Source organism: Pannonibacter sp. CBAS1226 (genome assembly GCF_055685825.1).
This window is the reverse complement of sequence record NZ_JBVOUO010000001.1, coordinates 1492520-1506783: the sequence shown is the minus strand read 5'-3', so window position 1 is coordinate 1506783 and position 14264 is coordinate 1492520. Positions and strand designations below refer to the sequence as shown.

14 protein-coding genes are annotated in these 14264 nt (G+C 64.9%); 13 read left to right on the top strand and 1 reads right to left on the bottom strand.

The genetic code is table 11. From position 1 onward, the window contains the following. The first annotated feature begins 1 nt into the window (after nt 1). The 3 genes from AC0CMF_RS06910 (at nt 2) to AC0CMF_RS06900 (ending at nt 3415) form a co-directional block, all read left to right on the top strand. Nucleotides 2-1147: an acyl-CoA dehydrogenase family protein gene (locus AC0CMF_RS06910; protein ID WP_123193957.1), complete on the top strand. Its 1146-nt coding sequence runs from the start codon at nt 2-4 to the stop codon at nt 1145-1147. 63 nt (nt 1148-1210) lie between these two features. After that, the gene (locus tag AC0CMF_RS06905) at nt 1211-1645 is read left to right on the top strand and encodes a RidA family protein (protein ID WP_019962585.1); all 435 of its coding nucleotides are present in this window, start codon (nt 1211-1213) and stop codon (nt 1643-1645) included. A 135-nt stretch (nt 1646-1780) separates the two neighbouring features. Next, nucleotides 1781-3415, top strand: a complete 1635-nt coding sequence (locus AC0CMF_RS06900; RefSeq protein WP_374630099.1) for an AMP-binding protein — start codon at nt 1781-1783, stop codon at nt 3413-3415. A 24-nt stretch (nt 3416-3439) separates the two neighbouring features. On the opposite strand, the gene AC0CMF_RS06895 is transcribed toward AC0CMF_RS06900, so the two are convergent. Further along, the gene (locus AC0CMF_RS06895; protein WP_374630098.1) at nt 3440-4342 is read right to left on the bottom strand and encodes a LysR family transcriptional regulator; all 903 of its coding nucleotides are present in this window, start codon (nt 4340-4342) and stop codon (nt 3440-3442) included. Between the two features lie 171 nt (nt 4343-4513). Between AC0CMF_RS06895 and AC0CMF_RS06890 the strand changes: the two genes are divergently transcribed. The 10 genes from AC0CMF_RS06890 to AC0CMF_RS06845 all read left to right on the top strand — a co-directional run bounded on the left by AC0CMF_RS06890 (nt 4514) and on the right by AC0CMF_RS06845 (nt 14138). Then, the gene (locus tag AC0CMF_RS06890) at nt 4514-5947 is read left to right on the top strand and encodes an NAD-dependent succinate-semialdehyde dehydrogenase (RefSeq protein WP_374630097.1); all 1434 of its coding nucleotides are present in this window, start codon (nt 4514-4516) and stop codon (nt 5945-5947) included. A gap of 65 nt (nt 5948-6012) precedes the next feature. Next, nucleotides 6013-6990, top strand: coding sequence for a dihydrodipicolinate synthase family protein (locus AC0CMF_RS06885; RefSeq protein WP_374630096.1), 978 nt, complete (start codon nt 6013-6015; stop codon nt 6988-6990). A 60-nt stretch (nt 6991-7050) separates the two neighbouring features. After that, the gene (locus tag AC0CMF_RS06880) at nt 7051-7593 is read left to right on the top strand and encodes a 3-hydroxyanthranilate 3,4-dioxygenase (protein WP_019962580.1); all 543 of its coding nucleotides are present in this window, start codon (nt 7051-7053) and stop codon (nt 7591-7593) included. Nucleotides 7594-7721: 128 nt separating this feature from the next. After that, on the top strand, nt 7722-8888 hold the full coding sequence (locus AC0CMF_RS06875) for an ABC transporter substrate-binding protein (protein ID WP_050471276.1): 1167 nt from the start codon (nt 7722-7724) through the stop codon (nt 8886-8888). A 184-nt stretch (nt 8889-9072) separates the two neighbouring features. After that, nucleotides 9073-9987: a branched-chain amino acid ABC transporter permease gene (locus tag AC0CMF_RS06870; protein ID WP_374630095.1), complete on the top strand. Its 915-nt coding sequence runs from the start codon at nt 9073-9075 to the stop codon at nt 9985-9987. After that, nucleotides 9987-10970 carry a branched-chain amino acid ABC transporter permease gene (locus tag AC0CMF_RS06865; protein WP_050471278.1) on the top strand — a complete coding sequence of 328 codons (984 nt, stop codon included), beginning with the start codon at nt 9987-9989 and terminating at the stop codon, nt 10968-10970. Before AC0CMF_RS06870 ends, AC0CMF_RS06865 begins: the two co-directional genes overlap by 1 nt. Further along, entirely contained in the window at nt 10967-11722 is a 756-nt protein-coding gene (locus AC0CMF_RS06860; protein ID WP_122519768.1) for an ABC transporter ATP-binding protein, read from the top strand. The genes AC0CMF_RS06865 and AC0CMF_RS06860 overlap by 4 nt, the downstream gene beginning before the upstream one ends. Next, entirely contained in the window at nt 11716-12417 is a 702-nt protein-coding gene (locus AC0CMF_RS06855; protein WP_374630094.1) for an ABC transporter ATP-binding protein, read from the top strand. Before AC0CMF_RS06860 ends, AC0CMF_RS06855 begins: the two co-directional genes overlap by 7 nt. Beyond that, nucleotides 12404-13222 carry an aspartate dehydrogenase gene (locus AC0CMF_RS06850; RefSeq protein ID WP_374630093.1) on the top strand — a complete coding sequence of 273 codons (819 nt, stop codon included), beginning with the start codon at nt 12404-12406 and terminating at the stop codon, nt 13220-13222. The genes AC0CMF_RS06855 and AC0CMF_RS06850 overlap by 14 nt, the downstream gene beginning before the upstream one ends. A gap of 40 nt (nt 13223-13262) precedes the next feature. Next, on the top strand, nt 13263-14138 hold the full coding sequence (locus AC0CMF_RS06845) for an alpha/beta hydrolase (protein WP_374630092.1): 876 nt from the start codon (nt 13263-13265) through the stop codon (nt 14136-14138). Nucleotides 14139-14264 lie beyond the last annotated feature (126 nt).

Sequence of the window (14264 nt, the reverse complement as noted above, 5' to 3'; positions counted from 1 at the left end):
AATGGCAGACCGCTCTTTCCTCTCCTGGCCCTTCTTCGAGGCCCGCCACCGTGAGCTGGCCGAGGCGCTGGATGCCTGGTGCGCCGCACATCTGCATGTGGACCATGCCGACACGGACGAGGCCTGCCGCACGCTGGTGCGGGATCTGGGGCAGGCCGGCTGGCTGCGCCACTCGGGGGCAGGCGAGGGCGAGACGCTGGATGTGCGCAGCCTCTGCCTCATCCGTGAAACGCTGGCCCGGCATGATGGTCTTGCCGATTTTGCCTTTGCCATGCAGGGGCTGGGCATGGGCGCCGTCTCCCTGTTCGGCACGGCGGAGCAGCGCATATGGCTGGAGCGCACCCGTTCCGGCACCGCGATCAGCGCCTTTGCCCTGACGGAGCCGGGCTCCGGTTCGGATGTGGCCAACAGCACCGCAGCGGCAGAGGCTGTGCCGGGCGGCTTTATCCTGACCGGTGAGAAGACCTACATTTCCAACGGCGGCATTGCTAACCTTTATGTGGTGTTTGCCCGCACCGGCGAGGCGCCGGGGGCCAAGGGGCTTTCCGCCTTCCTGCTGCCTGCGGACACGCCGGGGCTGGAGATCGTCGAGCGTATCGAGGTGATGGCACCCCATCCGCTGGCGCATCTGCGTTTCAACAACATCCGCCTGCCGGAGACGGCGCTGATCGGCAAGCGTGGCGACGGCTTCAAGATCGCCATGTCGGTGCTGGACGTGTTCCGCTCCACCGTCGGCGCAGCGGCGCTGGGCTTTGCCCGCCGCGCGCTCGACGAGGCGCTGGCCCGCGTGCGCCAGCGCCAGCTCTTCGGTGCGCCGCTGTCCGAGCTGCAGATGGTGCAAGGGCATATCGCCGATATGGCGCTGGAGGTGGATGCTTCGGCGCTGCTGATCTACCGCGCTGCCTGGACCAAGGACATGGGCGCGGCCCGCGTCAGCCGCGAGGCGGCGATGGCCAAGCTGCATGCAACGGAAGCGGCCCAGCGCGTCATCGACACGGCCCTGCAACTGCATGGCGGCGATGGCGTTCGCAAGGGCTTTGCCGTGGAAAGCCTTTACCGCGAGATCCGCGCCCTGCGCATCTACGAGGGCGCCAGCGACGTGCAGAAGATCGTCATCGCCCGCGCCGCGCTGGGCGAGGCGCGCTGAGCGAACCGGAATTTGAATGCAATCAGCGGGGCGGATGGCCCCGCAGGAAGACGGGAAGGCCACATGACACAGACAACGGCAGATGCCTCCACCGCCGAAAGCCCGCACGCGTTTCTGAACCCGCGCAACTGGAAACCCGCCAAGGGCTATTCCAACGGCGTTGCCGCCAGCGGCCGCATGCTTTTCCTTGGCGGCCTCATCGGCTGGAACGGCCAGCAGGAGTTCGAGGCGAAGGATTTCACCGGACAGGTGGAACAGACGCTGAAGAACATCGTCGAGGTGCTGCGCGAGGGCGGGGCCGGGCCGGAGCATCTGGTGCGGATGACCTGGTACGTCACCGACAAGCAGCTTTATCTCGCCAGCCTGCGCGATGTGGGCGCCGTCTACCGCAAGGTGCTCGGCAAGCACTTCCCGGCCATGGCGCTGGTGCAGGTGGCCGGCCTCGTGGAAGACGAGGCGCTGGTGGAGATCGAGGCAACTGCCGTGGTGCCGGAGTAATCCGCCTGTGCGGATCGTGACATTCGGGAAGACGACGCTCAGGAACAAGACAAGGCGGCTCAAGGGAAAACCCGCTTCCGCAAAATGGAAGAGCCGCAGGTCCGCGACAGCGGGCAACCATCCAGGGGATTGATGATGACAGCTGCGCTGAAACTGGGTCCGAGTGCCCATGTGGATACATTCACCCGGGACAACCTGCCGCCCGTAGAGCTGTGGCCGGAGCTGAAGCTTGAGGGCTTCGACTACCCGGACTACCTCAACGCGGGCGTCGAGCTGACCGACCGCATGGTGGAAAAGGGCTTCGGAGACCATGTGGCGCTGATCGGCAACGGCCGCCAGCGCACCTACAAGGAACTGGCCGACTGGACGAGCCGCATCGCCCATGCGCTGGTCGAGGATTATGGCGTGAAGCCCGGCAACCGGGTGCTGATCCGCTCGGCCAACAACCCGGCCATGGTGGCCTGCTGGCTGGCGGCGACCAAGGCCGGTGCCGTGGTGGTCAACACCATGCCGATGCTGCGTGCAGGGGAACTGGCCAAGATCGTCGACAAGGCCGGGATCACGGTGGCCCTGTGCGACACGCGGCTGATGGACGAGATGGTCGCCTGCGCCAAGGACTCCGCCTACCTGAAGACCGTGATCGGTTTCGACGGCACCGCCAATCATGATGCGGAACTGGACCGGGCCGCGTTGGGCAAGCCGGTGCGCTTTGAAGCCGTGAAGACGGGCCGCGATGACGTGGCGCTGCTGGGCTTCACCTCGGGCACCACCGGTGATCCCAAGGCAACCATGCACTTCCACCGCGATATCCTGATCATCGCGGACGGCTATGCCCGCGAGGTTCTGGGCGTGACGCCGGACGACGTGTTCGTAGGCTCGCCGCCGCTCGCCTTCACCTTCGGCCTTGGCGGCCTTGCCGTGTTCCCGCTGCGCTTTGGGGCGGCGGCTGCGCTGCTTGAAACCGCTTCGCCGCCGAACCTCATCGAGATCATCCAGAAATACCGTGCCACGGTCTGCTTCACTGCCCCCACGGCCTACCGCGTGATGCTGAAGGCCATGGACGAGGGCGCGGACCTGTCCAGCCTGCGTGCCGCCGTCTCGGCGGGCGAAACGCTACCTGCGCCGGTCTACGAGGAGTGGATGGCCAAGACCGGCAAGCCGATGCTGGACGGCATCGGTGCCACGGAAATGCTGCATATCTTCATTTCCAACCGCTTCGGCGACAGCCATCCGGCCTGCACGGGCCGTCCCGTCACCGGCTACGAGGCGCGGATCGTTGATGATCTGGGCCGCGAGATGCCGCGCGGCGAGGTCGGGCGTCTGGCCGTGCGCGGGCCGACCGGCTGCCGCTATCTCTCCGACAGCCGCCAGACCGGCTATGTGCACGAGGGCTGGAACATCACCGGGGACGCCTTCTGGCAGGACGAGCAGGGCTACTTCCACTTTGCCGCCCGCAACGACGACATGATCATTTCCGCCGGTTACAACATCGCAGGGCCGGATGTGGAAGCCGCGCTTCTGGCCCATCCCGACGTGCTGGAATGCGCCGTCATCGGCGCACCGGACGAGGAGCGCGGGCAGATCGTGGAAGCCCATGTGGTGCTGAGCGCCGGTGTCGAGCCGGATGCTGCCACCATCAAGCGCCTGCAGGACCATGTGAAGGCAACCATCGCGCCCTACAAATACCCGCGCCGCATCCTCTTCACGGACGCTCTGCCAAAGACACAGACTGGCAAAATTCAGCGGTTCCGGCTGAAGGAGGCGAGCTGAAGGGAAGGGGCTGAGGCCAGCCCCTTATCCCGCCGCCAGCCGTCTGAGGGCGCGGGTCAGGTGCTCGATGAAGGACTGTGCGGCAGGGGTGGGCATGCGGTCGCGGGATTTCAGCAGCATGATCTCGCGGGTGATGACCGGCTCTTCCAGGGGCAGCGCGCGAATGCCGGGCCCGCGCACGGCGGCGCGCGCATAGGCGGGCAGGACGGCAACGCCAAGCCCTGCCTCCACCAGCGCCAGAGCGGTGGTGATCTGCGTCACCTCGAAGCTGATCCGGGGCTCGATCCGCACGCTTTCAAAGCCCACTTCCACCAGCAGGCGGATGCCGGAGTCCCGCGTCAGCGTCACCAGCGGCGCCTCGGCAAGGCCGGACCAGACCGCGCTGTCCCTTGCGGCAAAAGCACTGTCCTCCCGGCAGAACAGCATCAGGCTGTCCCGCACCAGCGGCTGGCGCTCGATGTCATCGCCTGCCGGGGGAAAGGTGCCGACGGCGCAGTCGGCCCTGCCGCTGCGCACGGCCTCCAGGATCTGCTCGGTGCCCACATCGGACAATTGCACGGCAATGCCGGGTGAAGATGCCTGAAAGCTGGCGATCACCTGCGGCAGCACGAAGCTGGCGAGAAGCGGCGGGGCCGCCACGCGCAGCTTGCCGCGCCGCCGGTCTGCCAGCATGTGCAGGCCTTCCACCGCATGTTCCAGATCTTCCAGCACCTTGGCGGAGGAATGGCGGAACTCTTCGCCTGCCGCCGTCAGCTCCACCCGCCGGGTCGTGCGGTCGAACAGGCGCACTCCAAGATCGGTCTCCAGATCCTTGACGGACTGAGACAATGCCGGCTGGGCGGTGTTGAGGCGCTTGGCGGCGAGAGAGAAGCTGCCAGCCTCCGCCACGGCGAGAAAGCTCTGGATCTGCTTCAGGGTGATTTTCATGGAGGCACTCCGCCACCGGTCTGATTGATATGAAATTCAGTATAAATTTATCAGATAAATCTGTCTTGCCGATAATTCAGCTTTCGCCGATCCTGCCTTCAACACGCTTCGCCCTGCGGCCTCACTGTCTGCTGGCTAGGGCGAAAGAGCCAAAGAACAGAAGGCCCCATCATGCACGACTATCCGGACCTCCAGCTCTATATCGGCGGCGCATGGCGCAAGACCGGCGAGACCTTGCGCGTGATCAACCCGGCAACCGAAGCAGAGACCGGTAGGCTGCCCGTTGCGGCCACGGCAGATCTGGATGACGCGCTGGAGGCGGGAGCAAAGGGCTTTGCCGTGTGGCGGCGCACCGCGCCGATGGAGCGGGCGCGGATCATCCGCACGGCGGCGGCCCTGCTGCGCGAGCGGATCGAGACAATCGCCGCCGATATCACCCGCGAACATGGCAAGCCGCTGCAGCAGGCGAGGCTGGAGGTGATCCGCGGCGCGGAGTTCTTCGAGTGGGATGCCGGCGAGGCAGAACGGCTCTATGGCCGGGTGATCCCGAGTGAACCGGGCATCCGCTACATCGTCCACCACCAGCCCATCGGCACGGTGGCGGCCTTCTCGCCCTGGAATTTTCCGCTCAGCCAGCCCGCACGCAAGGTGGCAGGGGCGCTCGCTTCCGGCTGCTCCATCATCCTGAAGGCGGCAGAGGAAACGCCTGCCGGTGCCTGGCACATTGCCTGCGCCTTCCACGATGCGGGCCTGCCTGCCGGTGTGCTGAATCTTGTATTCGGCGTTCCGGCGCAGATTTCCGAGTATCTCATCCCCAAGCCGCAGGTGCGCCTTGTCGCCTTCACCGGCTCCACGGTGGTGGGCAAGCATCTGACGGGCATCGCCGCCCGCCACGCCAAGCCGGTGCTGATGGAGCTGGGCGGCCATGCGCCGGTGATCATCTGCGAGGATGCGGATGCGCAGAAGGCGGGCACGGTCTCCGCCATCCGCAAGGCCCGCAATGCTGGGCAGGTCTGCACCTCGCCCACCCGTTTCTTTGCGCATGAAACTGTCTTTGGCGCCTATCGGGACGCCTTCGTTGCCCGCGCCAGGGCGGTGAAGATGGGCAATGGCCTTGATCCGGACACCGAGATGGGGCCGACCGCCAATCACCGCCGGGTGGAGGCGATGGAAATGCTGGTGGCCGATGCGCTGGCCAAGGGGGCAAAGCTCCTGTGCGGCGGAGAGCGGCCCAACGGGCCGGGCTATTTCTACCCCGTGACAGTCCTGTCGGAAGTGCCCGATGATGCCCGTGTCATGCAGGAGGAGCCCTTCGGCCCGCTGGCGGTGATCAATCCCGTCCGCTCGCTGGATGAGGCGATTGCCCGGGCAAACAGCGTGCCCTACGGCCTTGCCGCCTATGCCTTCACCCACTCCGCCGCCAATGTGGACCGCATCACCGACGAGGTGGAGGCGGGCAATGTGTCCATCAACACGCTGGAAGCCTCGGTGGCTGCGACGCCCTTCGGCGGGGTCAAGGAAAGCGGCTTTGGCCGTGAGGGCGGGGCGGAAGGCATCCTGCATTACACGGTCGTGAAGACCGTTTCCCACCGCATGGAGATCTGACGGCCAAAGCAGCCGTCCTGCGCAACTTTGCCCCTCGGAGGGCATCTGCCCGAAAGGCAATGAGGATGAAATACACACGCAAGGACGCCAAGGCGCATGCTTTTGCCACCATGCGCGGCATCTGGGCAGCGGCCCTGATGCCGTTCCGGGCGGATCTGTCCATCGATGAGGACGGCTTCCGCGCCAACATGAACCACTGGATCGATGACCTTGGCATCGATGGCTTTTTCATTGCCGGAAAGCAGGGCGAGTTCTTCTCCATGTCCGTGGACGAGCGCAAGCGCTGCTTTGATCTGGCGGTCGAGGCGGCAGGCGGGCGGGCGCAGACGATCATGTCCTGCTCGGACCAGAACATGGACGTGGTGATTGATCTTGCCCGCCACGCGCAGGCCTGCGGCGCGGACTATATCGTCGTCCACGCGCCCATCCTGCATTTCTTCAAGGCGCAGGACGAGACGCTGCTGCGCTACTATGAGGCCATCGCCTCGAAGGTGGATATCGGCATCGCGCTCTGGTCCCACCCGGACAGCGGCTATCTGATGAGCCCGGAACTGTGCAACCGGCTGGCGGATATCGAGACTGTGGTAGCGATCAAATATTCCGTGCCGCGCGAGATGTACAAAAAGCTGACCGCGCTTGCCGGAGACCGGATCCTCGTCTCCACCGCCTCGGAGGAGGAGTGGCTCGACAACATTCTGGAGCTGAACTGGCAGCTCTATCTGTGCTCGTCGCCGCCCTATCTGCTGCAGACCGCCGCCGACAGGCGGATGCGCGCCTACACGGATCTTGCCTTTGCAGGCAAGGCGGAAGAGGCGCGGGCGCTGCGCGATTCCCTTGAGCCGGTCCGCCGGGCGCTCAAGGACACGCGTCCTGCCGAAAAGCCCCATGCCCACCAGAAATACTGGCAGGACCTGCTGGGCCAGACCGGCGGACGGGTGCGCCCGCCCATGCTGGAACTGACCGAAGACGAGAAGGCCCGCACACGGGCGGCATTTGACGCCTGCGGGCTCAGGCTGGATGATGGCGCCCGCAAGGCCTCCTGATCCCGCGTCCCGCTACCCCAAAATGACAAGAGCGGTCTGAAGACCCTGAGGAGAACGGCAATGGCCAGATTGAAAGCCTTCAATTTCCAGAAGTGGATCGACGAGCACAAGCACCTGCTGAAGCCGCCGGTCGGCAACCAGATGGTGTTCAAGGACGCGGACCTGATGGTCACGGTCGTCGGCGGGCCGAACAAGCGCACCGACTATCACGATGATCCGGTTGAGGAATTCTTCTATCAGCTGAAGGGCGACATGCTGCTGAAGCTCTATGATGGGGAAGAGTTCTACGACGTGCCGATCCGGGAAGGGGATGTGTTCCTGCTGCCGCCGCATGTGCGCCACTCGCCCCAGCGCCCGCAGGAAGGCTCCATCGGCCTCGTCATCGAACCGGCCCGCCCGGAAGGCGCGCTGGACGCGGTGGAGTGGTACTGTTTCGAGTGCAAGGCGCTGGTGCACAGGGCCGAGGTGGATCTTGAGTCGATCGTTGACGACCTGCCGCCGATCTACAAGGCCTTCTATGCGGATGAGGCCAAGCGCACCTGCCCGAAATGCGGCACGATCCACCCCGGCAAGGAGCCGCCTGCAGGTTGGGTCAATCTGTAAATGTTTTAGGCTTGAAATATTTCTGGACCCTGTGCAAGCTGGGTCCCGGAAAAAAGATCAAGACTGGAGCTGACCAAAGATGGCAGCATCCGGCTGGCTGCCGCAAGGCGACAACAGAGGGTGAAGAGATGAAGAAGAGACTGTTTCTGGCCGCAGCGGGCATTGCTGCGCTGATGAGCGGCACTGCCCTGGCGCAGGATCCCCTGAAAATCGGCATGATCACGACCCTGTCCGGCCCCGGCGGCTATCTCGGTCAGGACATCCGCGACGGCATGCTGCTGGCCATCGAAATGGAAGGCGGCAAGCTGGGCGGCGTTCCGGTCGAGCTGGTTGTCGAGGATGATGGCCTGAAGCCGGGCAACGGCCGCCAGATCGCCGAAAAGTTCATGAACGACGACGGCATGAAGCTGCTCACCGGCATTGTCTTCTCCAACGTTGCCGGTGCCACCGTGCCCGATATCGTCAACAACGACGCGATCTATATTTCCCCGAACGCCGGCCCGTCCAACCTTGCCGGTTCCGAGTGCCACGAGAACTATTTCGTCGTGTCCTGGCAGAATGATGCCCTGCACGAGGCAGCCGGTGCCGCAGCCAAGAAGCTCGGCTTCAACAAGGCTTTCGTGCTGGCGCCGAACTATCAGGCCGGCAAGGACGCCATCAACGGCTTCAAGCGCACCTTCGGCGGTGAAATCGTCGGTGAGCTTTACACCCAGCTCGACCAGACCGATTTCGCCTCGGAAATGGCCCAGATCCGCGCGGCTGATCCGGAAGTGGTGTTCCAGTTCCACCCGGGCGGCCTCGGCATCGCCTTCCTGAAGCAGTATGCGCAGGCTGGCCTGAACGGCAACATTCCGATGGTTCTGTCCGAGCCCTCCACCGATGCGGTGGTGCTGAACGCGGTGGGAGACGCTGCCGTTGGCATCTTTGCCACCGCCCACTGGAACCGTGACTTCACCAACGACGCGAACCTTGAGTTCGTCGAAGCCTGGGACAAGAAATACGGCCGCCCCATCACCTATTACGCCTCTCAGGGCTATGACACGGCCAAGCTGATTTCCTCCGCTCTGGCCAAGACCGGCGGCCTGGACGATATCGCCAAGTTCCGCGAAGCTGTCCGCGCTGCGGACTTCAACAGCGTGCGTGGCGAGTTCAAGTTCGGCCCGAACCAGCATCCGGTGCATGACTGGTATCTGCTGGACATCGTTGCCGGTCCGGATGGCAAGCCGGTGGCCGTCACCAAGGACAAGCTCCTTGAAGACTATGGCGACGCCTACGCCGATCAGTGCAAGATGTAAGCTGACAGGTGGGCGCGGCGGGGGGCTCCGCCGCGCCGGATCTGTTTCACGGCGCAAGCGCGCATCCGGTTCCCGGCCTGACCCTCAGGCCTGCCGGGTGCAGCCAGCCGGACGTCCGCCACGGGCGCCGGACTGAACCTCTGTGCCTTGCCAGTCATAGTTCTGATAATTACCGGACGGGCGGATGATCCTAGTACTCGAGCAATTGCTGAACGGCCTTCAGTACGGCGTCATGCTGTTTCTGCTGGCGGCCGGGCTGACGCTGATTTTCGGCATCATGGGGGTGATCAACCTCGCCCATGGGTCGCTCTACATGGTGGGCGCCTATGCGGGCACCTGGGTCGCGGGGGAGACGGGCAGCTTCTGGCTCGGCATTCCCGCAGCCCTTGGCGCCGCTGCCCTCACCGGCCTTGCCATCGAGGCGCTGGTGATCCGCAAGCTCTACAGCCGTGATCATCTGGATCAGGTGCTGGCGACCTTTGCGCTCATTCTGATGTTCAACCAGATCATCGTCATGCTGTTCGGCCGCTCACCGGTCTTCACGCTGCTTCCCTCCGGCTTCGATGGATCGGTGGAACTGCTGCCGGGGCTTTACTATCCGCCGTACCGGCTGCTGATCATCGGCACGGGGCTTCTGGTGGCGGTGGGGCTCTATTTCCTCATCAACCGCACCCGCATCGGCATGCTGGTCCGGGCAGGCTCGACCAACCGCGAGATGGTTCGGGCGCTCGGTGTTGATATCCGCCTGCTCTACACGGTGGTCTTCGGCCTTGGTGCGCTGCTGGCGGGGCTCGCTGGCTATATGGCCGGGCCGATCCTCGCCGTTCAGGTGGGCATGGGCGAGCAGATCCTGCTGGCGACTTTTGTTGTGGTCGTCATCGGCGGGGTCGGCTCGATCCGGGGCGCATTCGTGGCGGGCATCACGCTTGGTGTCATCGACACCTGCCTGCGCGCTTTCCTGCCGGGCCTTCTGCGCAATTTCATGGCCGGGCCGGAAGCCGATGCGCTCGGCACCGGCATCTCGTCGATGGGGATCTACCTGCTGATGGCCCTTGTCCTTCTTGTCCGGCCCAAGGGCCTGTTTGCAGCGGGGTCGTGATGCGCAAGCCTATCCTTGCCCTTCTGCTCATCGTCTTTCTCGCCGCCATTCCCACGCTGACGGCCGAATTCGGCCAGGCCTCGCTGCTGGCGCTGGCAACGCGCATTCTCATCTATGGCATGGCCGCTGCCAGCCTCAACTTCGTGCTCGGCTATGGCGGCATGGTCAGCTTCGGACACGCCGCCTTCTTCGGCATCGGCGCCTATGTGGTGGGCATTCTCGCCACCCACCATTCCAGCGGCGAGCCGCTGTTCGGCTTCATTCCCGGCACGGATCAGATGCTGATCACCCTGCCTCTGGCGGTTCTGGTGGCCGGCTTCTTCGCGGCGGTCATCGGCTCGCTGTCGCTGCGCACCGGCGGCGTGCAGTTCATCATGATCACGCTCGCCTTTGCGCAGATGCTGTTCTTCCTGTTCGTTTCGCTGAAGGCCTATGGCGGCGAGGACGGCATCATCATCCGCCGCAGCAACGAGCTGCCGGGGCTCAACATGCGCGACAGGGCCACCTTCTATTACGTGGTGCTGGCCATAACCGTCCTGTTCTTCTTCGGCCTGCGCCGCCTGACGCAGTCGAGCTTCGGTGCGGTGATTTCCGGCATTCGCCAGAACGAGCGGCGCATGGCGGCCCTCGGCATCCCGGCCTACCGCTACAAGCTCTACGCCTTCGTGCTGTCGGGCATGGGCGCGGGGCTTGCCGGGGCACTGATGGCCAACTTCCTGCGCTTTGCCTCGCCGGACATGATGCACTGGACCAAATCGGGCGAGCTGATGATCATGGTCATCCTCGGCGGTGTCGGCACCCTGTTCGGGCCCTTCCTCGGCGCAGGCGCATTCCTGGTGCTGGAAACATTCCTCGCGCAATGGTCCGAGCACTGGCCTCTGGCGCTCGGCCTGATCCTGCTGCTGCTGGTGCTGGGCACGCGCGGCGGGCTGCAGGCCCTCATCGCCCGCGTGTCACGTCTTGTCAGGGGAGGCGGCCAATGAGCGTCATCCTGTCCATAGAGGGGCTGGTGAAAACCTTCGGCGGCCTCATTGCCACCGATCACGTCAGCCTTGATGTGCGCGAGGGCGAGATCCACGCCCTCATCGGACCAAATGGGGCTGGCAAGTCCACCCTGATCAACCAGCTCTGCGGCGAACTTGTCTCAGATGAAGGCTCCATCAGGCTGGCCGGTCAGGAGATTTCCGGCCTGAAGGTGCCGGAGCGCGTGGCTCTCGGCCTTGGGCGTACCTTCCAGATCACCAGCCTTCTCGACGAGATGACCGTGCTCGAGAACATCGGCATGGCGATCCAGGTGCGCGAGGGCCACAATTTCCGCATCTTCGATCTCGTCCGCGGCCGCGGTTCCGTCTGGGCCGAGGCGGAGGAGCGGGTGGCATCCAGCGGCCTTGCCGGGCGGGGCAGGGTGCGCGTGTCGGACCTCTCCCATGGCGAGAAGAAGCAGCTGGAACTGCTGGTGGCCCTTGCCATGAAGCCGCGCCTCCTGCTGCTGGACGAACCCATGGCCGGTCTTGGCCATGTGGAAAGTCAGGCCATGATCGGCATGCTGAACGAGACGCGCAAGAGCGCTGCGATGCTGCTGGTGGAGCATGACATGGAGGCGGTCTTCGCCCTTGCCGACCGTATCTCTGTGCTCGTCTATGGCCGCATCATCGCCAGCGGCACGGTGGACGAGATCCGCAACAACCCGGCCGTGCGTGAGGCCTATCTCGGAGCGGAGGACGAACTGTGCTGAGCGTCTCCAACCTTCAGGCCGCCTATGGCAAGAGCCAGGTTCTGTTCGACATCAACCTTGAGATCCGCGAGGGCGAGGTGGTGACGCTCATGGGCCGCAACGGCATGGGCAAGACCACCACCGTTCGCTGCATCATGGGGCTTCTGGCCCCGCGCGGTGGCGGCATTGAGTTCGAGGGCGTGGCCACCGCAGGCCTTGCGCCGGAGCGCATTGCCCGGCTCGGGGCAGGGCTGGTGCCGGAAGGGCGCCAGATCTTCCCCACGCTGAATGTGCGCGAGAACCTTGTCGCCACCGCCTCCAACCGGCTGAAGCGCAAGGACCCCTGGACGCTGGAGCGGGTCTATGACCTGTTTCCCCGCCTCAGGGAGCGGGCGCACCAGATGGCGGCCACCCTGTCGGGCGGCGAGCAGCAGATGCTGGCCGTGGGCCGCGCGCTGATGACCAACCCGCGCCTGCTGATCCTTGACGAGGCGACCGAAGGGCTTGCCCCGGTCATCCGCACGGAAATCTGGCACTGCATCGAGCACCTCAAGCGCGAGGGTCAGTCGATCCTGCTGATCGACAAGAACCTGTCGGTTCTCAAGCGCCTTGCCGACCGGCACTATGTGGTCGAGAAAGGCCGTACGGTCTGGAGCGGGACGGGAGAGGACATGGACCGGGACGCAGAACAGGTGCAGGCCTATGCAGGGCTCTGAGCTGGCCGTCGCCCTCATCGGCTGGGGCGCCATCGCCCGCCGGGTGGCGGCGGTTCTGGCTGAGCGCAAGGCGCCGGTCCGTATTGTTGCGGTTGCCACCCGTGATGCGGCTGCAGATCTTGGTGGGCTGCCGGAGGGATGCCGCCACATCAGTTCTCCGGAAGAGCTGACGGACGGGGCAGGGCAGAGGCCGGGCCTCGTGCTGGAAGCCGCAGGGCGGGAGAGTGTCGCCCCGTTTGGCCGCGCTGCTCTTGCAGCCGGAATGGACTTTGCCGTGTCCTCCACATCGGCCTTCGTGGAGGGGGATCTGCTGGACGAACTGCTGGCGCTGGCCACAGGCACCGGCGCCCAGATCCTCGTCCCCCCCGGCGCCCTCGGCGGCATTGATGCGCTGGCCGCAGCTTCCCGGCTGGGGCTCGATCATGTGCGCCACGAGATCATCAAACCGCCCGCGGCATGGCAGGGCACACCGGCCATGGCGGCCTGTGATCTGGACCATCTCACCTCGGCCCACACCTTCTTCACCGGCACCGCCCGGCAAGCGGCTGCCGCCTATCCGCAAAATGCCAATGTGGCCGTCATCTCCGCCATGGCCGGGCTCGGTCTCGACCGGACGGAAGTGGCGCTGGTGGCAGACCCGGCGGCTGCCGGCAATGCTCACCGCCTGACGGCCAGTGGTGCCTTCGGCAGCATGGAGCTGATGCTGACCAACAAGCCGCTCGCCTCCAATCCGAAATCCTCAGAAATGACCGCCCTGTCGCTGGTGCGCCTGATCGAAAACCGGGCGGGCGCGCTGGTGCTCTGACGCGAGCGGTGCCGCAGCTTCTGCTTGAAGGAATTGAGCCATGTCCGACGTTCCTGCCACTGCCACGACCTTGATTGCCGAAGGCGCCTGGCCGCGCGACCGGCTGGACGCGGATTACACCGCGAAAAACTGCGTCACACCCGAGCGGTTTGCGCAGATCATCGCGGAGTACGGTAACCGCTCCCGCCCGGCCAAGGCGATGGCCGGGGCAAGGCTCGATCTGGTCTATGACGGGCCGAGCGGGGAAAAGCTCGATCTTTACGGCACCCGTGCGGGCGAGCTGCGGCCTCTGCTGGTCTTCATCCATGGCGGCTACTGGCGGGCGCTGTCGAAGGACCAGTCGGCCTTCATGGCGCCGCTGCTGGCCGACCTTGGCATTGCCACCGCCGTGCCGGATTACACACTCGCTCCCACCGTTTCGCTCACCGAAATCACCCGGCAGATGCGCGCGGCCCTTGCCTGGCTCTGGCATCAGGCGGAAAGCCTCGGCATCGACCGCAACCGCATTGTGGTCACCGGCAGCTCCGCCGGCGGGCATCTGGCCGGAACACTCATGATGAACGGCTGGCAGAAGGACTTTGCTTTGCCGGGGCAGGTGCTGAAAGGCGCGCTGCCGCTCAGCGGCCTGTTCGAACTGGCGCCCATTGCAGGAAGCCATGTGCAGGACTGGATGAACCTGACCCCGCAGGAGGTTGAAGCCCTCAGCCCTTTGCGTGCTCCGGCAGGCGCGCCTGCCTCGGTGATTGCGGTTGCAGAGCACGAGGTTTCCGGTTTCCACCGCCAGACCCGCGCTTATGCCACGGCGCTCGCTGCTCCCGAACTGGTGGTGCCCGGCCGCAATCATTTCGACATCGTCTTTGATCTGTGTGATCCGGCGAGCGGCCTTTCCGCCGCATTGATGCGCCTGTTGCGGTAGCCTCTACTTCTTTTGGCCAATTTGCACCGCAGCATCTCACGAAGCCGCCACAAATCCGCTACAGTTTGCAATTGCAGGTGATGCGGGCAGGTGATTTGCGGCACGGCGCAGGGTGGGGGCATCCGG

Excerpts from the sequence above, each read along its gene's own strand:
- AC0CMF_RS06910 (WP_123193957.1), top strand. The coding sequence starts at position 2 with ATGGCAGACCGCTCTTTCCTCTCCTGGCCCTTCTTCGAGGCCCGCCAC.
- AC0CMF_RS06905 (WP_019962585.1), top strand. The coding sequence starts at position 1,211 with ATGACACAGACAACGGCAGATGCCTCCACCGCCGAAAGCCCGCACGCG.
- AC0CMF_RS06900 (WP_374630099.1), top strand. The coding sequence starts at position 1,781 with ATGACAGCTGCGCTGAAACTGGGTCCGAGTGCCCATGTGGATACATTC.
- AC0CMF_RS06895 (WP_374630098.1), bottom strand. The coding sequence starts at position 4,342 with ATGAAAATCACCCTGAAGCAGATCCAGAGCTTTCTCGCCGTGGCGGAG.
- AC0CMF_RS06890 (WP_374630097.1), top strand. The coding sequence starts at position 4,514 with ATGCACGACTATCCGGACCTCCAGCTCTATATCGGCGGCGCATGGCGC.
- AC0CMF_RS06885 (WP_374630096.1), top strand. The coding sequence starts at position 6,013 with ATGAAATACACACGCAAGGACGCCAAGGCGCATGCTTTTGCCACCATG.
- AC0CMF_RS06880 (WP_019962580.1), top strand. The coding sequence starts at position 7,051 with ATGGCCAGATTGAAAGCCTTCAATTTCCAGAAGTGGATCGACGAGCAC.
- AC0CMF_RS06875 (WP_050471276.1), top strand. The coding sequence starts at position 7,722 with ATGAAGAAGAGACTGTTTCTGGCCGCAGCGGGCATTGCTGCGCTGATG.
- AC0CMF_RS06870 (WP_374630095.1), top strand. The coding sequence starts at position 9,073 with ATGATCCTAGTACTCGAGCAATTGCTGAACGGCCTTCAGTACGGCGTC.
- AC0CMF_RS06865 (WP_050471278.1), top strand. The coding sequence starts at position 9,987 with ATGCGCAAGCCTATCCTTGCCCTTCTGCTCATCGTCTTTCTCGCCGCC.
- AC0CMF_RS06860 (WP_122519768.1), top strand. The coding sequence starts at position 10,967 with ATGAGCGTCATCCTGTCCATAGAGGGGCTGGTGAAAACCTTCGGCGGC.
- AC0CMF_RS06850 (WP_374630093.1), top strand. The coding sequence starts at position 12,404 with ATGCAGGGCTCTGAGCTGGCCGTCGCCCTCATCGGCTGGGGCGCCATC.
- AC0CMF_RS06845 (WP_374630092.1), top strand. The coding sequence starts at position 13,263 with ATGTCCGACGTTCCTGCCACTGCCACGACCTTGATTGCCGAAGGCGCC.